The sequence below is a fragment of the Streptomyces griseoaurantiacus genome (assembly GCF_036189845.1).
GTDB lineage: Bacteria > Actinomycetota > Actinomycetes > Streptomycetales > Streptomycetaceae > Streptomyces > Streptomyces griseoaurantiacus.
Window position 1 is genome coordinate 3,896,357 of sequence record NZ_CP108326.1, and the last position, 16,660, is coordinate 3,913,016.

The 16,660-nt window shown below is 74.4% G+C and carries 15 protein-coding genes; 7 read left to right on the forward strand and 8 right to left on the reverse strand.

Annotated elements, in window-relative coordinates:
• Together OHB09_RS17370 and OHB09_RS17375 are read left to right on the forward strand one after the other, a co-directional pair.
• On the forward strand, positions 1 to 1,413 hold the full coding sequence (locus OHB09_RS17370) for a sensor histidine kinase (RefSeq protein WP_328922219.1): 1,413 nt from the start codon (positions 1 to 3) through the stop codon (positions 1,411 to 1,413).
• Positions 1,410 to 2,126, forward strand: coding sequence for a response regulator transcription factor (locus tag OHB09_RS17375; RefSeq protein WP_006141875.1), 717 nt, complete (start codon positions 1,410 to 1,412; stop codon positions 2,124 to 2,126). Before OHB09_RS17370 ends, OHB09_RS17375 begins: the two co-directional genes overlap by 4 nt.
• A 16-nt stretch (positions 2,127 to 2,142) precedes the next feature.
• On the opposite strand, the gene OHB09_RS17380 is transcribed toward OHB09_RS17375, so the two are convergent.
• Positions 2,143 to 3,330 (reverse strand): FAD-dependent monooxygenase, encoded by a 1,188-nt coding sequence (locus OHB09_RS17380; protein WP_328728887.1) that lies wholly within the window; start codon positions 3,328 to 3,330, stop codon positions 2,143 to 2,145.
• Complete coding sequence (locus OHB09_RS17385; protein ID WP_191854384.1) at positions 3,327 to 4,742, reverse strand: MFS transporter; 1,416 nt, start codon at positions 4,740 to 4,742, stop codon at positions 3,327 to 3,329. The genes OHB09_RS17380 and OHB09_RS17385 overlap by 4 nt, the downstream gene beginning before the upstream one ends.
• A 364-nt stretch (positions 4,743 to 5,106) precedes the next feature.
• Here OHB09_RS17385 and OHB09_RS17390 point away from each other — a divergent pair, with 364 nt between their 5' ends.
• Positions 5,107 to 5,640: a TerD family protein gene (locus OHB09_RS17390; protein ID WP_006141879.1), complete on the forward strand. Its 534-nt coding sequence runs from the start codon at positions 5,107 to 5,109 to the stop codon at positions 5,638 to 5,640.
• A gap of 120 nt (positions 5,641 to 5,760) precedes the next feature.
• Here the strand turns inward: OHB09_RS17390 and OHB09_RS17395 are convergent, their stop codons facing one another.
• From OHB09_RS17395 to OHB09_RS17415, 5 genes are all read right to left on the reverse strand, one after another.
• A complete protein-coding gene (locus OHB09_RS17395) occupies positions 5,761 to 6,048 on the reverse strand; it encodes a type 2 periplasmic-binding domain-containing protein (protein WP_328922220.1) in 288 nt (95 codons plus the stop codon).
• A complete protein-coding gene (locus OHB09_RS17400; protein WP_328922221.1) occupies positions 6,038 to 6,484 on the reverse strand; it encodes a transporter substrate-binding domain-containing protein in 447 nt (148 codons plus the stop codon). The genes OHB09_RS17395 and OHB09_RS17400 overlap by 11 nt, the downstream gene beginning before the upstream one ends.
• A gap of 153 nt (positions 6,485 to 6,637) precedes the next feature.
• Positions 6,638 to 7,216, reverse strand: coding sequence for a hypothetical protein (locus OHB09_RS17405; protein WP_328922222.1), 579 nt, complete (start codon positions 7,214 to 7,216; stop codon positions 6,638 to 6,640).
• Entirely contained in the window at positions 7,213 to 8,694 is a 1,482-nt protein-coding gene (locus OHB09_RS17410; RefSeq protein ID WP_328923029.1) for a sensor histidine kinase, read from the reverse strand. The genes OHB09_RS17405 and OHB09_RS17410 overlap by 4 nt, the downstream gene beginning before the upstream one ends.
• 242 nt (positions 8,695 to 8,936) lie before the next feature.
• The gene (locus tag OHB09_RS17415) at positions 8,937 to 9,629 is read right to left on the reverse strand and encodes a response regulator transcription factor (RefSeq protein ID WP_234528369.1); all 693 of its coding nucleotides are present in this window, start codon (positions 9,627 to 9,629) and stop codon (positions 8,937 to 8,939) included.
• Between the two features lie 305 nt (positions 9,630 to 9,934).
• Here OHB09_RS17415 and OHB09_RS17420 point away from each other — a divergent pair, with 305 nt between their 5' ends.
• Together OHB09_RS17420 and OHB09_RS17425 are read left to right on the forward strand one after the other, a co-directional pair.
• On the forward strand, positions 9,935 to 10,705 hold the full coding sequence (locus OHB09_RS17420) for a DUF3152 domain-containing protein (protein ID WP_191854028.1): 771 nt from the start codon (positions 9,935 to 9,937) through the stop codon (positions 10,703 to 10,705).
• 79 nt (positions 10,706 to 10,784) lie between these two features.
• Positions 10,785 to 11,552, forward strand: coding sequence for a hypothetical protein (locus OHB09_RS17425; RefSeq protein ID WP_234528368.1), 768 nt, complete (start codon positions 10,785 to 10,787; stop codon positions 11,550 to 11,552).
• A gap of 115 nt (positions 11,553 to 11,667) precedes the next feature.
• On the opposite strand, the gene OHB09_RS17430 is transcribed toward OHB09_RS17425, so the two are convergent.
• Positions 11,668 to 12,246, reverse strand: coding sequence for a TetR/AcrR family transcriptional regulator (locus tag OHB09_RS17430; RefSeq protein ID WP_006141887.1), 579 nt, complete (start codon positions 12,244 to 12,246; stop codon positions 11,668 to 11,670).
• 92 nt (positions 12,247 to 12,338) lie between these two features.
• Here OHB09_RS17430 and OHB09_RS17435 point away from each other — a divergent pair, with 92 nt between their 5' ends.
• The gene (locus tag OHB09_RS17435) at positions 12,339 to 12,785 is read left to right on the forward strand and encodes a DUF1772 domain-containing protein (protein ID WP_093591429.1); all 447 of its coding nucleotides are present in this window, start codon (positions 12,339 to 12,341) and stop codon (positions 12,783 to 12,785) included.
• Positions 12,786 to 12,973: 188 nt separating this feature from the next.
• The gene (locus OHB09_RS17440) at positions 12,974 to 16,588 is read left to right on the forward strand and encodes a DUF4132 domain-containing protein (RefSeq protein WP_328922223.1); all 3,615 of its coding nucleotides are present in this window, start codon (positions 12,974 to 12,976) and stop codon (positions 16,586 to 16,588) included.
• Positions 16,589 to 16,660 lie beyond the last annotated feature (72 nt).

Below are 16,660 nucleotides of genomic sequence, written 5' to 3' on the forward strand. Positions count from 1 at the left end.
GTGGCACGAACGAGTGGCGGGAGCGGGGCCGGCGCGAGCCGCGGCGGCCCGCGCTCCCGCGGCGCGTGGCGGCGGGAGGCGGCGGTCACCGCGACCGCCTTCGTGCTCTGCCTGCTCGCCGGGGGCATCCGGACCGACGACACCGCCTCCCTGCCGCCGCCCCTGGGCGCCTACGCCGTCGCCCTGGTGTCCTGCGCCCCGCTGCCGTTGCGGCACCGCGGGCCCCTGGCGGTCCTGGCCGTCACCACGGCGGTCGCGCCCCTGGTGCAGCCGCTGACCCTGCTGATGACCCCCCTGATCATGGCTCCCGCCCTGATCGCCGCCTACACCTACACGAGCACGGTCACCGCGCGCGGCGAACGGCGCGCGGCGACCGTGGTGTCGCTCGCCGCCGTGGTGCTGCTGGTCTCCTCGATCCCCCTGTCCGACGGGTTCTCCTGGGCGGACGCCAGCAGGATGGCCGTGGCGGCCGTCTCCCCCCTGGTGGCCGGCCTGCTCGGGCAGTCGGTGCGCCACCGGAGGGCCTATCTGGCGGCCGCGGAGGAGCGGGCCCGCCGGGCCGAGGAGACCCGGGAGAGCGAGGCGCGCCGCAGGGTGGACGAGGAGCGCCTGCGCATCGCGCGGGAACTGCACGACCTCGTGGCCCATCAGATCACCCTGGCCAACGCGCAGGCCCAGGTCGCCGTCCACGTGCTCGACACCCGCCCGGAGCAGACCCGCAAGAGCCTGCGGGAACTCGTCGAGACCACCGGGCACGCCCTTGACGAACTGCGCGCCACGGTCGGCCTGTTGCGGCAGGCCGACGACCGGGAGCGGACCGCGGACGCGGGCGGTCCCGACGAGCCGGCCCCCGGACTGGCCCGGCTGCCGACACTTCTGGAGTCCTTCCGCCGCGCGGGCCTGGAGGTGACGGCCCGGCAGGAGGGTCCGGCGAGGCCGCTGGCGCCGGGACTGGACCTTACGGTCTACCGCATCGTCCAGGAGGCCCTCACCAACGTGACCAAGCACGCCGGTTCCGGCGCCGCCCGGGTGGGCCTCGACTGGCACCCCGGCCGCCTGGTCCTCACCGTCGCCGACGACGGCCCGAGGGGCGGCCCCGGGGGGCGGCGCCTGCCCGTGGTGCCCGAACGCCCGCCCGGCTACGGTCTGATCGGGATGCGGGAACGCGCCGCCGCGGTCGGCGGACGGCTCGACGCGGGTCGGCGCCCGGAGGGCGGCTTCCTGGTGCGGGCCGAACTGCCGCTGCCGCCGCACAGGGACGGCACCCACGGCACGCCCCCGCACGGGGACGGCGGCCCCCCTTGGCAAGCCCCGCAAGCCCCGCAGGCCCCGCAGGCCCCGCAGGCCCCGCAGGCCCCGCAGGCCCCCGAGGACCGCTGGCCCACGGAAGTTCGAGACGAAGGACACCGATGACCGAGACGCCGACGGACGGCGGGGCGGCCGCACGCACCGGGCCGCTGCGCGTACTGCTCGCCGACGACCAGGCCCTGCTGCGCGGGGCCTTCCGCATGCTGCTCGACACCGCCGAGGACATCACCGTCGTCGGGGAGGCGGGCGACGGGCGCGAGGCGGTGCGGCTGGCCCGGGAACTGCGCCCGGACGTCGTCGTGATGGACATCCGCATGCCCGAGGTGGACGGCCTCGCCGCCACCGAGCGGATCTGCGCCGACCCGGACCTGCGCGACTGCCGCGTCCTGATCCTCACCACCTACGAGACCGACGAGAACGTGGCCCGGGCGCTGCGCGCCGGGGCCGGCGGCTTCGTCGGCAAGGGCATCGGGGCCGAGGAACTCGCGGAGGCGGTACGGACGATCGCCGGCGGGGAGACGCTGCTGTCGCCCGCCGCGACCCGTTCCCTCGTCGCCCGGTTCCTGGCCACACCGGACGAGAGCACGCCCCACGACTCGGCGCGGCTCGCCGTGCTCACCCCGCGCGAACGCGAGATGGTGTCCCTCGTGGCGACCGGCCTGTCCAACCAGGAGATCGCCGAGCGGATGTTCCTCAGCCCCTTCACCGTCCGCGCGCACGTGCAGCGCGCCATGACGAAACTGGAGGCCCGCGACCGGGCCCAGCTCGTCGTCATCGCCTACCGGACGGGGCTGGTGCAGGCCGGCCCCGACCAGTAGGCGAGCAGTACACCCCTCAGGGCAGCACGAGGGCGGTGTGGGCCGGCCGGGGAGGCGCGGCGGGCAGGGCGGACAGGCCCCGCAGCATCGTGTTCCGCCGCTCCAGCGCCTCGGCCGTGACGGGGAAGAGCCGGGCCCCGCCCTCGTCGACCAGCCCCTGGTTGAGGGCGACGAACGCGCGCAGGTCGCGGTCGTAGGCGGCGAGGGCCTCCGCGTGGCCGGGGTGCGTGAGGAGGGAGTGGGCGAGCATGTAGGCGCCGACCAGCGCGAGGCTCGTGCCCTGCCCGGTGAGGAAGGAGGGCGCGTAGGCCGCGTCCCCGACGAGGGCGACCCGGCCCCGGGACCACCGCGGCAGCCGGATCTGCCCGGCCGTGTCGAGGAACGGGTCGGCCGCCTTCCGCAGCGCCTCGAGCATCGCGGGCACCTCCCAGCCCGCGTCCGCGAAGGCCGAGGCGACCAGGTCCACCCCGGCGCCGGGGTCCCGGAGCGTGCCGCCGGGCGCCTCGGGCCGGTGGAAGGTGAGGAAGGCGTGCACCTCCTCGGGGTCCCCGGTGGCGTAGAGGGCCGCGGCCCTGCCCGGGGTGTTCCACATCAGCAGCTCCCGGTCCAGACCGAGCGTGTTGGGCACGGTGAACAGGGCGAAGCAGTAGCCGAGGTAGCGGTGGTACCGCTCCTCGGGGCCGAACAGGGCCGCGCGGGTCGCCGAGTGCATGCCGTCGGCGCCGACGACCAGGTCGTACGTGCGCCGCAGCCCGCTGCGGAAGGTGACGTCGACCCCGTCCGCGTGCTCCTCGAAGGTGTCGACACAGTCGCCGAACAGGAACTCGACGTCGTCCCGTACCGAGCCGTACAGCAGCGCGGCCAGGTCCCCGCGCCGCACCTCCAGGTCCTGCCCCTCCGCGCCGCCGGCCAGGGCGCCCGCCGGCACCGAGGCGATCACCTCGCCGCCGGCGTCGAGGAAGGTCGCGCGGCGCGCGTCGAGGTGCGCCTCCCGCAGCCGCGGCAGCAGCCCGGCCCGCCGCACCGCCTCGACCGCGGTGCCCCGGATGTCGATCGGATAGCCGCCGTCGCGCAGCGCGGCCGCCTTCTCCACCACCGTGACCTCGAAGGCGCCGGACCGGTGCAGCCAGTACGCCAGCGCGGGCCCGGCCACACTGGCCCCGGAGATCAGGACGCTTCGCTTCGTGGACGTGTGCGCGGTCATGCCCGGGCTCCCTTGTGCGAGGTGGTGGTGCGGTTCTTGGTCAGACGGACGGCGAGCAGGGCCACGGCGGCGACGAGGCCGGCCACGGTGAACCCGGTGACGAAGGCGGACTCGGCCGGCAGCCCGGTCACGGCGTCCGCCCCCGAGTCGAGGATCGAGGCGCCGATCTGCGCGCCCACGGCCACCCCGATCACGCGGGTCACCACGAGCAGGCTGGTGGCGATGCCGGTGTCCTCGGCCCCGACGTCGGTCGCGGCACCGGCGAGCAGCGCCGTGGTGCCGACACCGGCCGCGAACGCGGTCAGCGCCTTGGCGAGGACGAGCTGCCAGGACGAGGAGTGCAGCGAGGCCAGCGCGAACAGCGTGGCGGCCGCGACGAGGCTGCCCGCCACGACCACGACCCGCGGTCCGAAGCGCCGGGTCGCCAGTCCGCCGACCGAGTCGGCGAGTGACCCGGCGATGGCGCCCGGCAGCAGGAGCAGCCCGATGTCGGTGGTGTCGGCCCCGAAGCCGTGCGCCTGCTCGGGCATCGCCAGGAGCTGCGGGATCAGCAGTGCCGTCATGCCGAAGCCGCTGGAGACGACGAGGGTGAGCAGGCAGGCGTGCCACATCGAGGGCCTCGCCAGCATGCGCAGGTCCACCATCGGTGAGGCCGTGCGGCGTTCGACGAGGATCCACGCGGTCACGAGGGCGGCCACGAGCACGACGAGCCCGGCGACCGCGAGCGGCGGAAGTCCCGAGCCCGTCACCCGCACGAGGCCGATCATGAACGTGAGCAGGGCCCCGCTCAGCAGCAGGACACCGGGCCAGTCGATCCGGCTGTCCGCCCGGGCCGGGGGATCGTGCGGCATCAGCCGGAGCACGGCGAGCGTCGCCACGATGATCACGGCCGTCGGCAGGGCGAACATCCAGTGCCAGGACAGTCCCTCGGCGACCGGTCCCGCGAACAGCGTGCCGACCATGCCGCCGCCCGTGAACAGGGCCAGGACCAGTCCGATCGCCGCCTGCGAGCGGGCGGCCGGGAGGTTCTTGCGGACCAGGATGAAGGACAGGGGCAGCGCCCCCACCATGACGCCCTGCATCACCTGGCCGAGCAGCAGCACCGGCAGGTTCGGCGCCAGCGAGGCCAGCACTCCGCCGGCCGAGACCACCGCCATCAGCCGGAGCAGCACCCGCCTGCCGCCGTAGCGGTCGCCGAGCTTGCCCGCGACCGGTGCGACGACCGCGCCGGTCACCAGTAACGTGTTGCCGACCAGCGCCCCTTCGGAGGGGCTGAGGCCCAACTCCCTTTGCAGCAGCGGCAACGCGGGGTCCAGTACGGACTGCAGGGCGCCCAGGGCGAGGGCCAGTATCCCGAGGGCGGCGATCGGCGCCTTGCCCAGGCGCCCCGGGGGGCCGACGGCTTCGGACACGGACGAGGCGAGTGCCACGGCTGATCACTCCAGGGGTGAGGGGGGTGGGGGCGCGCGGATTTCGCGCATCCCCACGGTCGTCCTCGGCCCCCGGGCCGGGCATCGTCCCCGGGCCCCGACCGCTTCTGGTGCGGCCGGACCAGCCGCCGCCGCGTCCTGGTGCCCTCGCACCACGAGAGCCGTGCGTGAGGAAGCCCGAACGGGCTACCCGGCGGCCGGGTTCGGAAGAGAGCCCCCACGCCCCCTCCGGGCCGGGGTCCGGAGGGGGCGTGTGCCGGTGGCCGGGGAGGCGTCAGAGGCCAGGCCGCGAGGCATACTTCTGGGTGCGGGGGTGTCTCGCCGTGGCACGAGGGGGACTGACAGGGTGACTGGGGCCGGGGACGGACTGGGCAAGGTCGAGATGAAGCTCCGATGGGACCCGAGCCCGTACGGGGAGCCGCCCCGGCATCTCGACATCATCTCCGCGACCTACTCGGCCGAGGACCCCCACGGCCCGCCGGTCTACGTCGTGCACTACGAGAGCCGCTCGCCGGACGGCACGATCAACATGCGGCGGCACAGCGAGACGGGGATGGGCTTCGGGTTCGTCGAGGACATGGTCTTCGAGTTCGACCGGCTGTCCTCCCGGTACGGGAGGGTGGTGGCCGGAGTGGCCATCCACCAGAACACCGGTCCGCGCACCTTCGGCGAGATCCACAACGGCGGAGTCGTCGTCCTGGAGGGCTACCGGCAGCTCATGGCGGACGACTTCTCGGGCATCGGCGAGGCCACGGCCGCCACCTTCGCCGAGTTCGTCCGGGACTCCTCGGGGGCGTGGCGGTTCCGGGAGATGATCCGCGGGTTCGACAGCGGCGACCCGGCCCACTTCGCCGCCGAGATGGGCCGCCTCCCCGGGTGACCGCCCCCGGGTGGCCTGCCCCCGAGTGACCCGGCTGCCCGCCGGCCGGGGTGACCCGCCCGCCGGCCCGCCGGGGGGACCGGCCTCGGCACGCGGGCGCCGGTCACCGCCCGTGCCGGGTCACACCGGCACGGGGGCGGCCAGTGCGGGGTCCTGGTGCGAGCGGGCGAGCGAGGTGGCGACGAAGCCGGAGGCCACCAGCCCGGTCACGAGCTCGCCGAGCCGGCGGATCGTCTCCGGCCGCCGCTCCCGCGTGGTTCCCACGGCCTGCCTGATCGTCATGAACGCGGGTTCCAGCAGCCGCAGTCCGGGGTGCCGGGCCACATGCGCGGTCAACGGCTGGCGGATGCCGGCGGCCACGTCCAGATCCTCGGCGTGGAAGACGTCGACCCCCTCCTCACCGCGCACCACCGTGGCGTGCCGCAGGGCGCGGGTCAGGTGCAGGTCGTACGCGGACCCCTTCTTGACGCCGACGCGCACCCCCCCGGTCCACGTCCCCGGCGGTGCCGAACCCCGAGTCCACCGGCACCGCGTAGACCCCCTCGATGTGCACGTACGGCGGGGTGAAGGCGACCTCCTTCTCGCGGTCCGGGTCCACGGCCAGGAAGCACAGGTCGGCGTGGCCCTCGGCCATGGCGGCGTAGGACTTGCGGGCCGCGTCGAAGCAGAGGAACCGCACCGGCACCCCCAGCCGTGCGGCCACCTCGCGGGCCAGGTCGACGGTGATCCCGGACGGCTCCTCGGGGGTGCCCTGGGCGAGGACCGGGTTGCCGAGATTGAGGGAGGCGCGCAGCACTCCGGTGGGGGCGAGGTCGTGCACGAGCCGTGCGTCGGGGGAGGTCATGGCCTTGAGCCTAGGCCGGGGCGGTGGTGTTCTTCTTCCTCGTCGTCCCCATGAGGACGCCGACCACTTCCCGCGCACGGCCGCCGGCCGAACGGACCGGGCGGTTCCCCACGGGGCCGTGCGGCCCGTCCGGCCGGAGGCGGTTCACCGGGGTCAGCGGGTGACGGCCGGGCACGCGTCGCCCGACTGCGTCATCATCCAGCCGTCGCCGCTCACATGGAGGCTGCCGGTTCCCTCGGACACGGCCACGGCACCGCCGCCGGTGCTCGCGGTGGGGCGGGCGGCGACGGTGGGCGACGGCGGGGCCGCGTGGAGCACGGTGCAGGTCAGCTGGAGCATGGCCGGACGGCTCAGCGAGGCGGTTCCGTCGGGGAGGCGGACGGAGAGGAGTCCGTCGTCGACGACCGTCACCCGTGGCGCCGTCCTCAGCCGGGGGAGCCGCGTGGTGGCGGTCGCGGCCTCTTCCCGCGTCGGCCCCTCGAACAGCAGACGCACGACGGCTTCGAGGTCGGCGGCGTCGGCGGTCCGGCGGGGGTAGGGGGCCGGCTCGCCGTCCCGCAGGAAGAAGAGGGAGACGGTGGGGGACGTCGAGGTCGGCCCTGGGTCGGGGGAGACCATGCCGCTCGCGGGCGCGCCGGCCTCGATGACGTCGGACGGGGGAACACCGCAGGCCGTGAGCACGACCGCGGCCACGAGCCCGAACAGCGGCGCCGCCAGGCGCGCGCCCCTCACCGGGTCCCCCCGCCGGATCCGGTTCCGCCCGCGGTGCCGGCATCGGCATCCGCATCGGTGTCCGCGCCGGGGCCGGGGCCGGGGCCGGTGCCGGTGTCGGTGTCGTGCAGCGGGAGTTCGACCGTGAACTCGGCCCCGCCTCTCGGCCTGTTCGCCGCCCGGATGCGTCCCCCGTGCAGGCGGACGTTCTCCGCCGTGATGGCGAGCCCCAGCCCGCTGCTCTCACTCCTGCTCCGTGAGGTGCTCGCCTTGTAGAACCGTTCGAAGATGTGCGGCAGGGCGTCCTCGGCGATGCCCGGCCCGTTGTCGGTCACCCGGAGGACCGCCCACGCCATGCCCGTCCCTTCCTTCCGTACCTCGAGGGTCAGCCGCACGGGCGGCTGACCGTGCCGCAGCGCGTTGCCGACCAGGTTCGCCGTCACCACGTCGAGCCGGCGCGGATCGACGCGTGCGCGGAGCATGCCCGCCTCCGGCAGCCGGAGCTCCACCTCCCCCTCCCGCGGCCAGCGCGAGGCGACGGTGCGCCGTACCGACTCGGCGAGGTCGATCTCGTCCCGGTTGAGCGCGGCGACCCCCGCGTCGAAGCGGGAGATCTCCATCAGGTCGTTCACCAGTCCGCTCAGCCGGTTCGTCCCCTCGCTGATGAGCCGCAGCGCCTCGGCGGTCTCCCCGTCCCCCTCCAGATCGAGGACGTCGGTGACCGCCGACATCGCCGCGAGCGGCGTGCGCAGCTCGTGCGACACGTCCGCCACGAAACGGCGCCCCTGGGCCTCCAGCCGGCGCAACTCCGCCACCGTCCGCTCCAGTTCGGCGGCCGATTCGTTGAAGGACTGGGAGAGGTCGGCCAGTTCGTCGGAGCCGGTGACCTCGAGGCGCACGTCGAGATGGCCCGCGGCCATCCGGCGCGTGGCCCGGCGCAGCGCCCGTACGGGGCGCAGCACCCCGCTGGCGGCGAGCAGCGCCAGGACGACGGCGAGGCCCAGCGCCACCAGGGTGGCGTGCTCGATGCCGCTGACCATCGCCTCGACGTAACCCAGTTCGGTGGTCTGGGGGACCTCCAGGTACATGACGAGCCCGGAGAGCCGCGGCTCCTTGTCCTCGCCGGAGGTGTACGTGACGGGCATGCCGACGACGAGCAGAGGACGCCCGTCGACGTTCATCCGCTGGAACACGGCGGCACGCCGGCCCCGGACCGACCGCAGCAGTTCGGGGCTCGGCTCGACGAAGCCGGTGTCGGGGGCCTGGGCGCGGTGATCGCCGTACGCGGCCCTGACCCGCCAGCCGGCGGAACGGTTCGCGTACAGCACCTGTTCCACCGCGGACTGGAGGTCCGACCGGTCCGGGGCCAGGGGGATGGTGGGCGCGACGGCGTCGACGCTCGCACGGAACCGGTTGATGACGGAGTCCTGGCTCTGCTGGAGCACTCCCGTGCGCGCCTCCCGGAAGGCGAGCGCCCCGGTGCCCAGGGAGCTGGCCATGGCCACCAGGACGAAGGCGGTCAGCAGGCGGGGGCGCAGGCCGCGCAGGGGGAGCGGGATGCGGGCCAGGAGGGAGCGGGGGAACAGACCGGTATCGGGGCCGGCACCCTTGGGGGTCTTGCCGGCACCCGTGGGGCTCCCGCCGGCCACGGCGTTTCCGTCGGCCTCTTCGGCCCGCCCCCCGTGCCGTGTCCGCTCCGCGTGCCGCGCCCGGTCCCCGCGCCGTGTCCGCCCGCCGCCGCTCATGAGCCGCCGGTGCCGAAGCGGTATCCGAAGCCGCGCACCGTCTGTACGTAGCGGGGTTCCTTGCCCTCGCCGAGCTTGTTGCGCAGCCGCTTCACGCAGGCGTCCACGAGCCGTATGTCACCGTGGTAGCTGTGCTCCCACACCGCCTCCAGCAGTTGCTGGCGGCTGAACACCTGGCCGGGCGAGGCCGACAGCGTGAGCAGCAGCCGCAGTTCGGAGGGGGCGAGGGTGACGGGCTCCCCGCGGTGGGTCACCACGAGCCCGGCGCGGTCGACGACCAGCTCGCCGTGCGCCTCCGGCCGCGGACGCGTGCCGTCCACCAGGCCCGCGTCCTGCCGGCGCAGCACGGCCCGTATGCGCGCGTTCAGCACCCGGGCCCGCACGGGCTTCACCACGTAGTCGTCGGCGCCGGACTCCAGGCCCACGACCATGTCGATGTCGTCCCCCCGGGCCGTCACCATGATGATCGGCACCTGGTCGCGCCTCCTGATCCGGCGGCACACGTCCAGGCCGGAGATGCCCGGCAGCATGAGGTCGAGCACGACCACGTCCGGCCGGAAGGCGCGGAGCTGCTCCAGCCCTTCCTCGCCCGTCCCCACGGCGAGGACCACATGCCCCTGATGCCGCAGACCCAGTTGGACGGCGCTGCGGACATCTTGGTCGTCTTCAACGATCAGGACCCGTGGCATTGCGGCAGTGTAGGCAGACCGGGTGCGGGGGCCGGGGGGCGCGGTCGCCCGTCCCTCGCCGCCGTTACACAACGGTCATACGGCCGGGCAACCCGGGGCGTGGTTACCGTTCCGTGACGAAACCCGCTCAGTGCGATCACTTGGCATCCTCAGACTCACGTGCCATGCATCCGGCACGACGAAGGCGATCCGCACCCCCCACCGGCAGCAGCGCGGCCTTACACCGCGGGGGCCGTGCCCGGCGGTCCTCCGGCCGCCGGGCACGGCCGAACCGCCGGAGCCGGGGCCTGCTGATCACCCTGCTGGTGGTCCTCGGCCTCCTGGTGCCCGCGGCGTACTTCATGGGAGGGGGCCGCAGCGACGCCTCGAGCGGAGCCACCCAGTCGCAGAGGACGAGCACCGCCCCCGCGCCGCCCCGCACCCCGTCCTCCTCCGCGCCCGTCACGCCTTCCACCCCCACCGCGCCCAGGACTTCGGCCTCCCCGCGCCGCACCAAGATCCGTGTCCCCGCGAAGGGCAGCGGACGGTTCACCACCGCGCAGGCCACGGGGAAGAAGGTGGGCAGCGGCTCCCGCCTGCTGCGCTACGTCGTGGAGGTCGAGACCGGCCTCGAGGTCTCACCGGGCCGGGCGGCCGAGGAGATCGAGGACATCCTCGCCGCCCCACGCGGCTGGACCCGCAGCCCCGGCACCGCGTTCCAGCTCGTGGGCGCGGGAGCGGCGCACGACCTCACGATAAAGATCGCGACACCGGCGACGGCGGACTCCCTGTGCTGGGCGGGCATCCAGCAGGACACCGGGGGCGAGTACAACTGCGAGGTCCCCGGCGGGGTCGTGGTGAACCTCAAGCGCTGGGTCGAGGGCTCGGGCACCTTCACCGGACCGATCCACGACTACCGGGCCCTGATCATCAACCACGAGATGGGCCACTTCCTCGGCCACACGCACCAGGGCTGCGCCGGCCCCGGGAAACCGGCCCCCGTGATGATGCAGCAGATAAAGGGCCTCAACGGCTGCGTCCCCAACGCCTGGCCCTACGACGGGAACGGCACCCTCATCACGGGCCCGCCCGCGTGAACGCACGCCCAACGGGCGGGTAAGGTAGGGATCTTCGGCCGGCGGAAGCCGTACGGAGTACTCGAAGGCCGGGCATCCCATGCATCTCGCCGCCCCTCCCGCACGCCGCCGCCTCGACGCCGCCCTGGACGACCTTTCCCGCACGTTCCGCGGCATGACCGCACACCCCGACGAGCACAACTGCGAATGCCACTGGGGAAGCGCGGAGGAGCTCGCCCTTCTGAAGACGCCGGACGTGGAGCTGGAGCCGGACCTTCTGAGGCGGGCCTGGCAGGCCATCGACTGGTCCGACCACGCGGCCGTGCTGCGCCGCATCCTGCCGCAGTTCGCCAGGTCCCTGGTCGCGGGCCGGGCGGAGCCCCTCTTCGGTCTGGAGGAGGCCGGGTCCTGCCTCGCCCGCGGCCACTGGCAGGAGTGGCCCGAGGAGCACGCCGGTCCGGTACGGGAGTTCCTGCACGCCTGGTGGGCGCGGAGTCTCACCGATCCGGACGCGGCCGTCCCGGCGCACGAGGTCCTCGCCGCGTGTGCCGAGGCCTCCGGATCGTTCACCCCCTGGCTCGCCGACTGGGAGCGGCTGACCGGCGACCTCAGCGACCGGCGTCTCGCCGAGACGGCCGCCGAGTGGGAGTACGAGCTCCTGGGCGACAACATGCCGTGGAGCGTCCACTTCTACGAGCTCGACGAGGAGAGGATGCGCGCCGAACTGGTCTCCTGGCTCCTCGGCCACGCCGCGGCGCGGCTCCGCGACTCGGGCGCGCCGACCGACCTCCAGCACCGGATACGTCTGCTCGGACTCACCGGCGAGGCCCGCTGGACGGACCCGCACTGGCCGGGCCACCGCTACTGACGCCGGGCGCGCCAGGCGTGTGACCCCGACACGGCCCCGACCGACAGGCCAAGGTCGGCCGGGGCTGGCGAGGTCGGGTGCGCGGTACCCACCGGCCCGGCGAACCGCCGACGTCTCAGACCACGGCGAGCCGGTCCACCAGCAGCTCGACCCTCCCCGCGGCCTCCTCCGGCAGCAGCCGTCCCGCCCGGGTCAGGGTCGCGAGGCCGTGCAGGGACGCCCAGAACACCTCGGTGAACAGCCCCGGGTGGACACCGTCCCCGGCGACCTCGGCCAGGGTCTCCAGCAGTGCGGCGAAGGCGTCCTTCAACGGCTCCGGGGTGTCCTCCCGCGCGTACGCCAGGCCGCCGTCGAGCTGGAACAGGGCGTCGTAGACCGCCGGGTTCCGCGCGGCGAAGTCGAGGTAGGTGAGGGCGAGCGCGGCGACCCGCTCGCGGGGTCCGTCCGCGGCGGAGGTCGCGGCCCGCACCGCCGAGGCCATTTCGGCGGCGCCCTCGAGGGCGACGGCGCCGATGATCTCCCGTTTGCCGCGGAAGTGGCTGTAGAGGACGGGTTGGCTGTACTCGATGCGCTCGGCGAGCCGGCGGGTGGTGACCGCGTCCCAGCCCTGTCGCTCGGCGAGTTCGCGGGCCGTCGCGACGATGAGGCGCTCGCGTTCCGCCCGTTCGCGCTGCTTGCGTTCGTGGACCGACATGAATGGAATCCTAGCACCGCTAGACAATCGAGCGACAGCAGGTCTAGCGTTGCCATGTCATCTAGCGGCGCTAGATCCCAGGAGGGGTCATCATGCTCAACGCACTCGAGGTGTTCACCACCGTGGTCGTCGGCCTGATGGTGGGGGTGGAGTTCTCCGTCGCCTTCGTCATGAACCGGATCTTCAATGCCCTCCCCGAGGACAGCGACCAGCTCGCCCGAGCCCACGGCGGCCGCATGCTCGGCGCCCTCATGCCGTTCTGGTACATCGGCTCGCTCGTCCTCGGCGCGATCTGGGCCGTCGCCGGATGGGACCGCTCCGGCGCCGGGCTCGTCGTCATCGCCGCCGCGCTGCTGATCGTCAGCGTGATCATGTCCGTCCTGCTGCTCGTCCCGATCAACAACCGGAGCAGGACGTGGACCCCCGAGAACCGGCCCGAGGACTGGAAGGAGCAGATGAACCGCTGGGACCGCTACCACTACGCCCGCGTCGCCGTCATCGTCGCCGCCTTCACCCTCCTGGTCACGGCCCTGGTCTGAGCCCGCCCCGCACGAACCTCGGTCCCACCGCCCACCGGGGCCTGCCGCTCAGGAGCGGGCCCGGACGGTCCACGTCCCGTTGTCAGTGGGGGGATCTACGGTGAGGCCCGCTGATCGCCCGCGTTTCGGGCGGGTCCACGACAGGCGCGTCGGCCGGGTGTCGATGTGCGTCCGAGGAAGGAGCGGCCGTGCGTCGCTGGGAGCTGACGGACGAGGCGGAAGCGGAGCGCGAGGGAGACGTGCCCGTGGGCTCCGGGTACACGCCGGACGCCGGGGATGCCGGGGACACCGGGAACAACGGGAAGGCCGCGGACACCGCGGACACCGCAGACACCGCGGACACCGCAGACACCGCGGATACCGGACAGACCGGGGATGCCGTGACGGCTCCCGACGAGGACTCCTTCACGTTGCCCGACGCCTGGCGGTCGGAGCTGCGTCCGCGCAGGGGCGGCCTCGTCGCCCACACGTTCTTCCACTCGCCGGACCTCGATTCCTGGGACAGGCGTCTCGCGACGGCGAAGGCGAGGTGGGGCGGGGACGGCACGGACCCCGGCGGCCGCCTCCCGGGCATCGACCCGCACCTGGCGGAGGCCGCGCGCCGTCATCTGGACGGGACGGCGGACCCGGTCGGCGCCGCGGTCCTGGCCGTCCTCACCGATCGCGGGAAGCTGGTGTACGACCCGGTCGCCGGCGCCTGGCACCTGCGGCACGGGATGGTCTTCGCCGCCCTCGCCACGCTGGAGTTGTTCTCGCTCCACCACGAGTACGACCTGCGGGACGAGTGGACCGTGGAGCTGTCCGTCCGGCCCGAGGGGGCGGCGCTGCAGCAGTCCTGGCTGCGCCGGGCCGCCGCCGACTACGTGCGCACGCGCCTGTGCGAGGCGGAGGAGAGCGTGTACCGCGAGACGGTGGCGGCACTGGCCGCGCACCGCCGCGGTCCGCGGCGCCGGATCCTGGTGTCGTACCTGGTGCCGAGCGAGACGGACTGGGTCGCGGAGTGCTGTGCCGACCCGGAGGCGGTCACCGGGGAGGACCCCACCCTGCGCGCCATGCTGTTCGAGTCGCTGAACGACGCACGGCAACTGCGGGACCTGCTGCGGGCGGGCGCCGCCGCCTACGACGGACGGCGCTCCACGGTGGCCACCGTCGCCGAGGGGGTCGGCCCGGCGGCCGGGGAGCTGATCGCGCAGGCGTGGCGGCGCCCCACCACGCCGGCCCAGGGGCAGTGGGCGCAGACGCAGGCGGACCTCCTGGCCCGGCTGCCGACGGACGAGGCGTTCGGCGTGCTGCTGGCCCACGCGGAGGAGAAGTGGGTGCGTCCGGCGCTGCTGGAGGCGGCGGAGCGGTATCCGGTGCGCGCGGCCCGCCTGCTGGCCGGGCGGGCCGCGTCCGCCCCCGGGCGCAATCCCCAACTGGACCAGTTGCTGACCGCGCACGTCGCCGCGCACCGCGCGCTGCTGCGCTCGCGGCTCGCGCAGTTCCCACCCGAGGCCGCCGGGGTCGTACGCGAGTTGCTGCACCCGCCCGTCGCCGACGCTCCCGCCGACGCGCTGCCCGACCTGCTGGTGAGCCCACCGTGGACGCGAGAGCGGACGGCACCGGGACCGAAGACCGTGCGAGGGCTCGTCGCCGCACCCGAGACCCGCATGGAGTGGGGGCCCGGCGAGCGTGAGGCGTGGGCGGCCGTCGCCGAGGAGCCCGAGCGGCGGTGGCGGCGCACCCATGCGCGGCCGTACCCCGACGTCGAGACCCTGCGGCAGCAGTTCACGCAGGTCGACGTCTTCCGTCTGCTCGACCTGTTCCACGGCGGCCCGGACACGTACCGTCCGCTGCTCGCACAGTGGGTCCCCGAGGACGTGTGGATGCTCGAGGAGGAGCTGAAGCCGGTGGCCGCCCGCTGGGAGGAGGACGCGCTGCCGCCGCTTCTGCACGCCGCGGCGCGCCAACCCGCCGTGGCCGGCGGGTTGCTCCTGCCCTACCGGCAGCTGGAGGTGGCCCGGCTGATGGCCGACTGGTTCGTGCGGCTGAAGTCGGCCGCGCCCACGGCCCGCGCCTGGTTCGCCCGGCACGGCGCGGGCGCCGCCGCGCTGCTGGTGCCCGACGCGGTCGGCCCGGCCGGCCCCGTCCGCCACCGCGCCGAGCACGCGCTGCGGGCCCTCGCCGCCACGCACGGCGAGGACGCCGTGTTCGACGCGGCGGCCGGCCACGGCCCCGAGGCCGTCGCGGCCGTCCGCGACCTGCTCTCCGCCGACGGCATGGAGCTCGCACTGCCGTCGAGGATGCCGCGACCGGTCGCCTGGGCGGTCCCCGAGCTGCTGCCGCGCGTGCTGCTGCGCGACCGGGCCTCGGCGCTGCCGGCCGAGTCCGTGCGCCATCTGCTGACCATGCTGGCCATCTCCCGGCCGGGCGCGGTCTACACGGGGGTGGAGACGGTCAAGGAGGTCTGCGATCCCGAGTCCCTGGCCGCTTTCGCCTGGTCCCTGTTCGAGCAGTGGCGGCTCTCCGGGATGCAGCCCGAGGAGAACTGGGCGCTGCACGCCCTCGGTTGGCTCGGCGACGACGACACGGTGCGCCGGCTGGCGCCGATCGTGCGGAACTGGCCGGGCGAGGGAGCACACCAGCGGGCCGTGCAGGGCTTGGACGTGCTGACCACCCTCGGCAGCGACACGGCCCTGCTGCATCTGCACGGCATAGCCCAGCGAGTGAAGTTCAAGGGTCTCAAGGCACGCGCCCAGGAGAAGATCGAGCAGGTGGCGGCCGAGCGGGGGCTGTCGGGCGAGGAACTCGCCGACCGGCTGGTGCCGGACTTCGGGCTGGACGCCGACGGCTCGACCGTCGTGGACTACGGGCCGCGGCGCTTCACCGTGGGCTTCGACGAGCACCTGCGGCCGTACGTTCTGGACCAGGGCGGCAAGCGGCGCAAGGACCTGCCCAAGCCGGGAGCCCAGGACGACGCCGAGCTGGCGGCGGCGGAACGCAAGCGGTTCGCGGCGCTGAAGAAGGACGTGCGGACAGTGGCCTCGGACCGGGTGCGCCGGCTGGAGGACGCGATGGTCACGGGCCGGAGCTGGACGGCCGGCGAATTCCACCGGCTGTTCGTCTCCCACCCCCTGCTGGGGCATCTGGTGCGGCGGCTGGTGTGGCTCCGCGTCCCGGCCGGGGCCCCGGAGGGAAGTCCGGAGGAGACCCCGCAGGGGCGCGCGGCCGGTGGTGCCGCCGCGGTGACGGGTGCCGCCGCGGTGACGGCGTTCCGGGTGACGGAGGACCGCACCTTCGCCGACGTGCGGGACAAGGAGGTGACGCTGCCGGAGGACACCCATGTGCGTCCGGCGCACCCGCTCCACCTCGGCGACGAACTCCCCGCCTGGACCGAGCTGTTCGCCCGCCGCACGCTCTCGCAGCCCTTCCCGCAGCTCGCGCGCCCCGTGCACCGGCTCACGGACGAGGAGGCGGCCCGCGACACGTTGGAACGGTTCCAGGGCGTCACCGTGCCGAACGGCGCACTGCTCGGCCTGGAGCGGCGCGGCTGGACGCGCGAGGAGCCGATGTTCGCGGGCGTCCAGCTCGGCCTGTCCAAGCGGGTCGCGGAGAACCGCTGGGTCGTCCTCGGCCTGTCGGAGGGGTTCGTGATCGGCGCCGTCGACGCCACCTCCGAACAGACGCTGGAAGGCGTGGAGTTGTACGGGCCTCCCGGCGGGCCCGACCCGGCCCGGGAGCCGTCCGGACCGGCCTTCGCCGAGCTCGACCCGGTGACCGTGTCCGAGGTGCTCACGGACCTCACGGAGCTGGTGACGCGGTAGCGGTAGCGGTAGAGGTGACGGCCCGGCGGGGCCCGGCGCGGCGCGGGCCGGCACCCGGCCCGGCCCACGCCG

What these genes read in the sequence shown, in the direction of transcription:
- OHB09_RS17375 (WP_006141875.1), top strand. Translation starts at nt 1,410, where the DNA reads ATGACCGAGACGCCGACGGACGGCGGGGCGGCCGCACGCACCGGGCCG.
- OHB09_RS17380 (WP_328728887.1), bottom strand. Translation starts at nt 3,330, where the DNA reads ATGACCGCGCACACGTCCACGAAGCGAAGCGTCCTGATCTCCGGGGCC.
- OHB09_RS17400 (WP_328922221.1), bottom strand. Translation starts at nt 6,484, where the DNA reads ATGACCTCCCCCGACGCACGGCTCGTGCACGACCTCGCCCCCACCGGA.
- OHB09_RS17410 (WP_328923029.1), bottom strand. Translation starts at nt 8,694, where the DNA reads ATGGCCAGCTCCCTGGGCACCGGGGCGCTCGCCTTCCGGGAGGCGCGC.
- OHB09_RS17415 (WP_234528369.1), bottom strand. Translation starts at nt 9,629, where the DNA reads ATGCCACGGGTCCTGATCGTTGAAGACGACCAAGATGTCCGCAGCGCC.
- OHB09_RS17425 (WP_234528368.1), top strand. Translation starts at nt 10,785, where the DNA reads ATGCATCTCGCCGCCCCTCCCGCACGCCGCCGCCTCGACGCCGCCCTG.
- OHB09_RS17430 (WP_006141887.1), bottom strand. Translation starts at nt 12,246, where the DNA reads ATGTCGGTCCACGAACGCAAGCAGCGCGAACGGGCGGAACGCGAGCGC.
- OHB09_RS17435 (WP_093591429.1), top strand. Translation starts at nt 12,339, where the DNA reads ATGCTCAACGCACTCGAGGTGTTCACCACCGTGGTCGTCGGCCTGATG.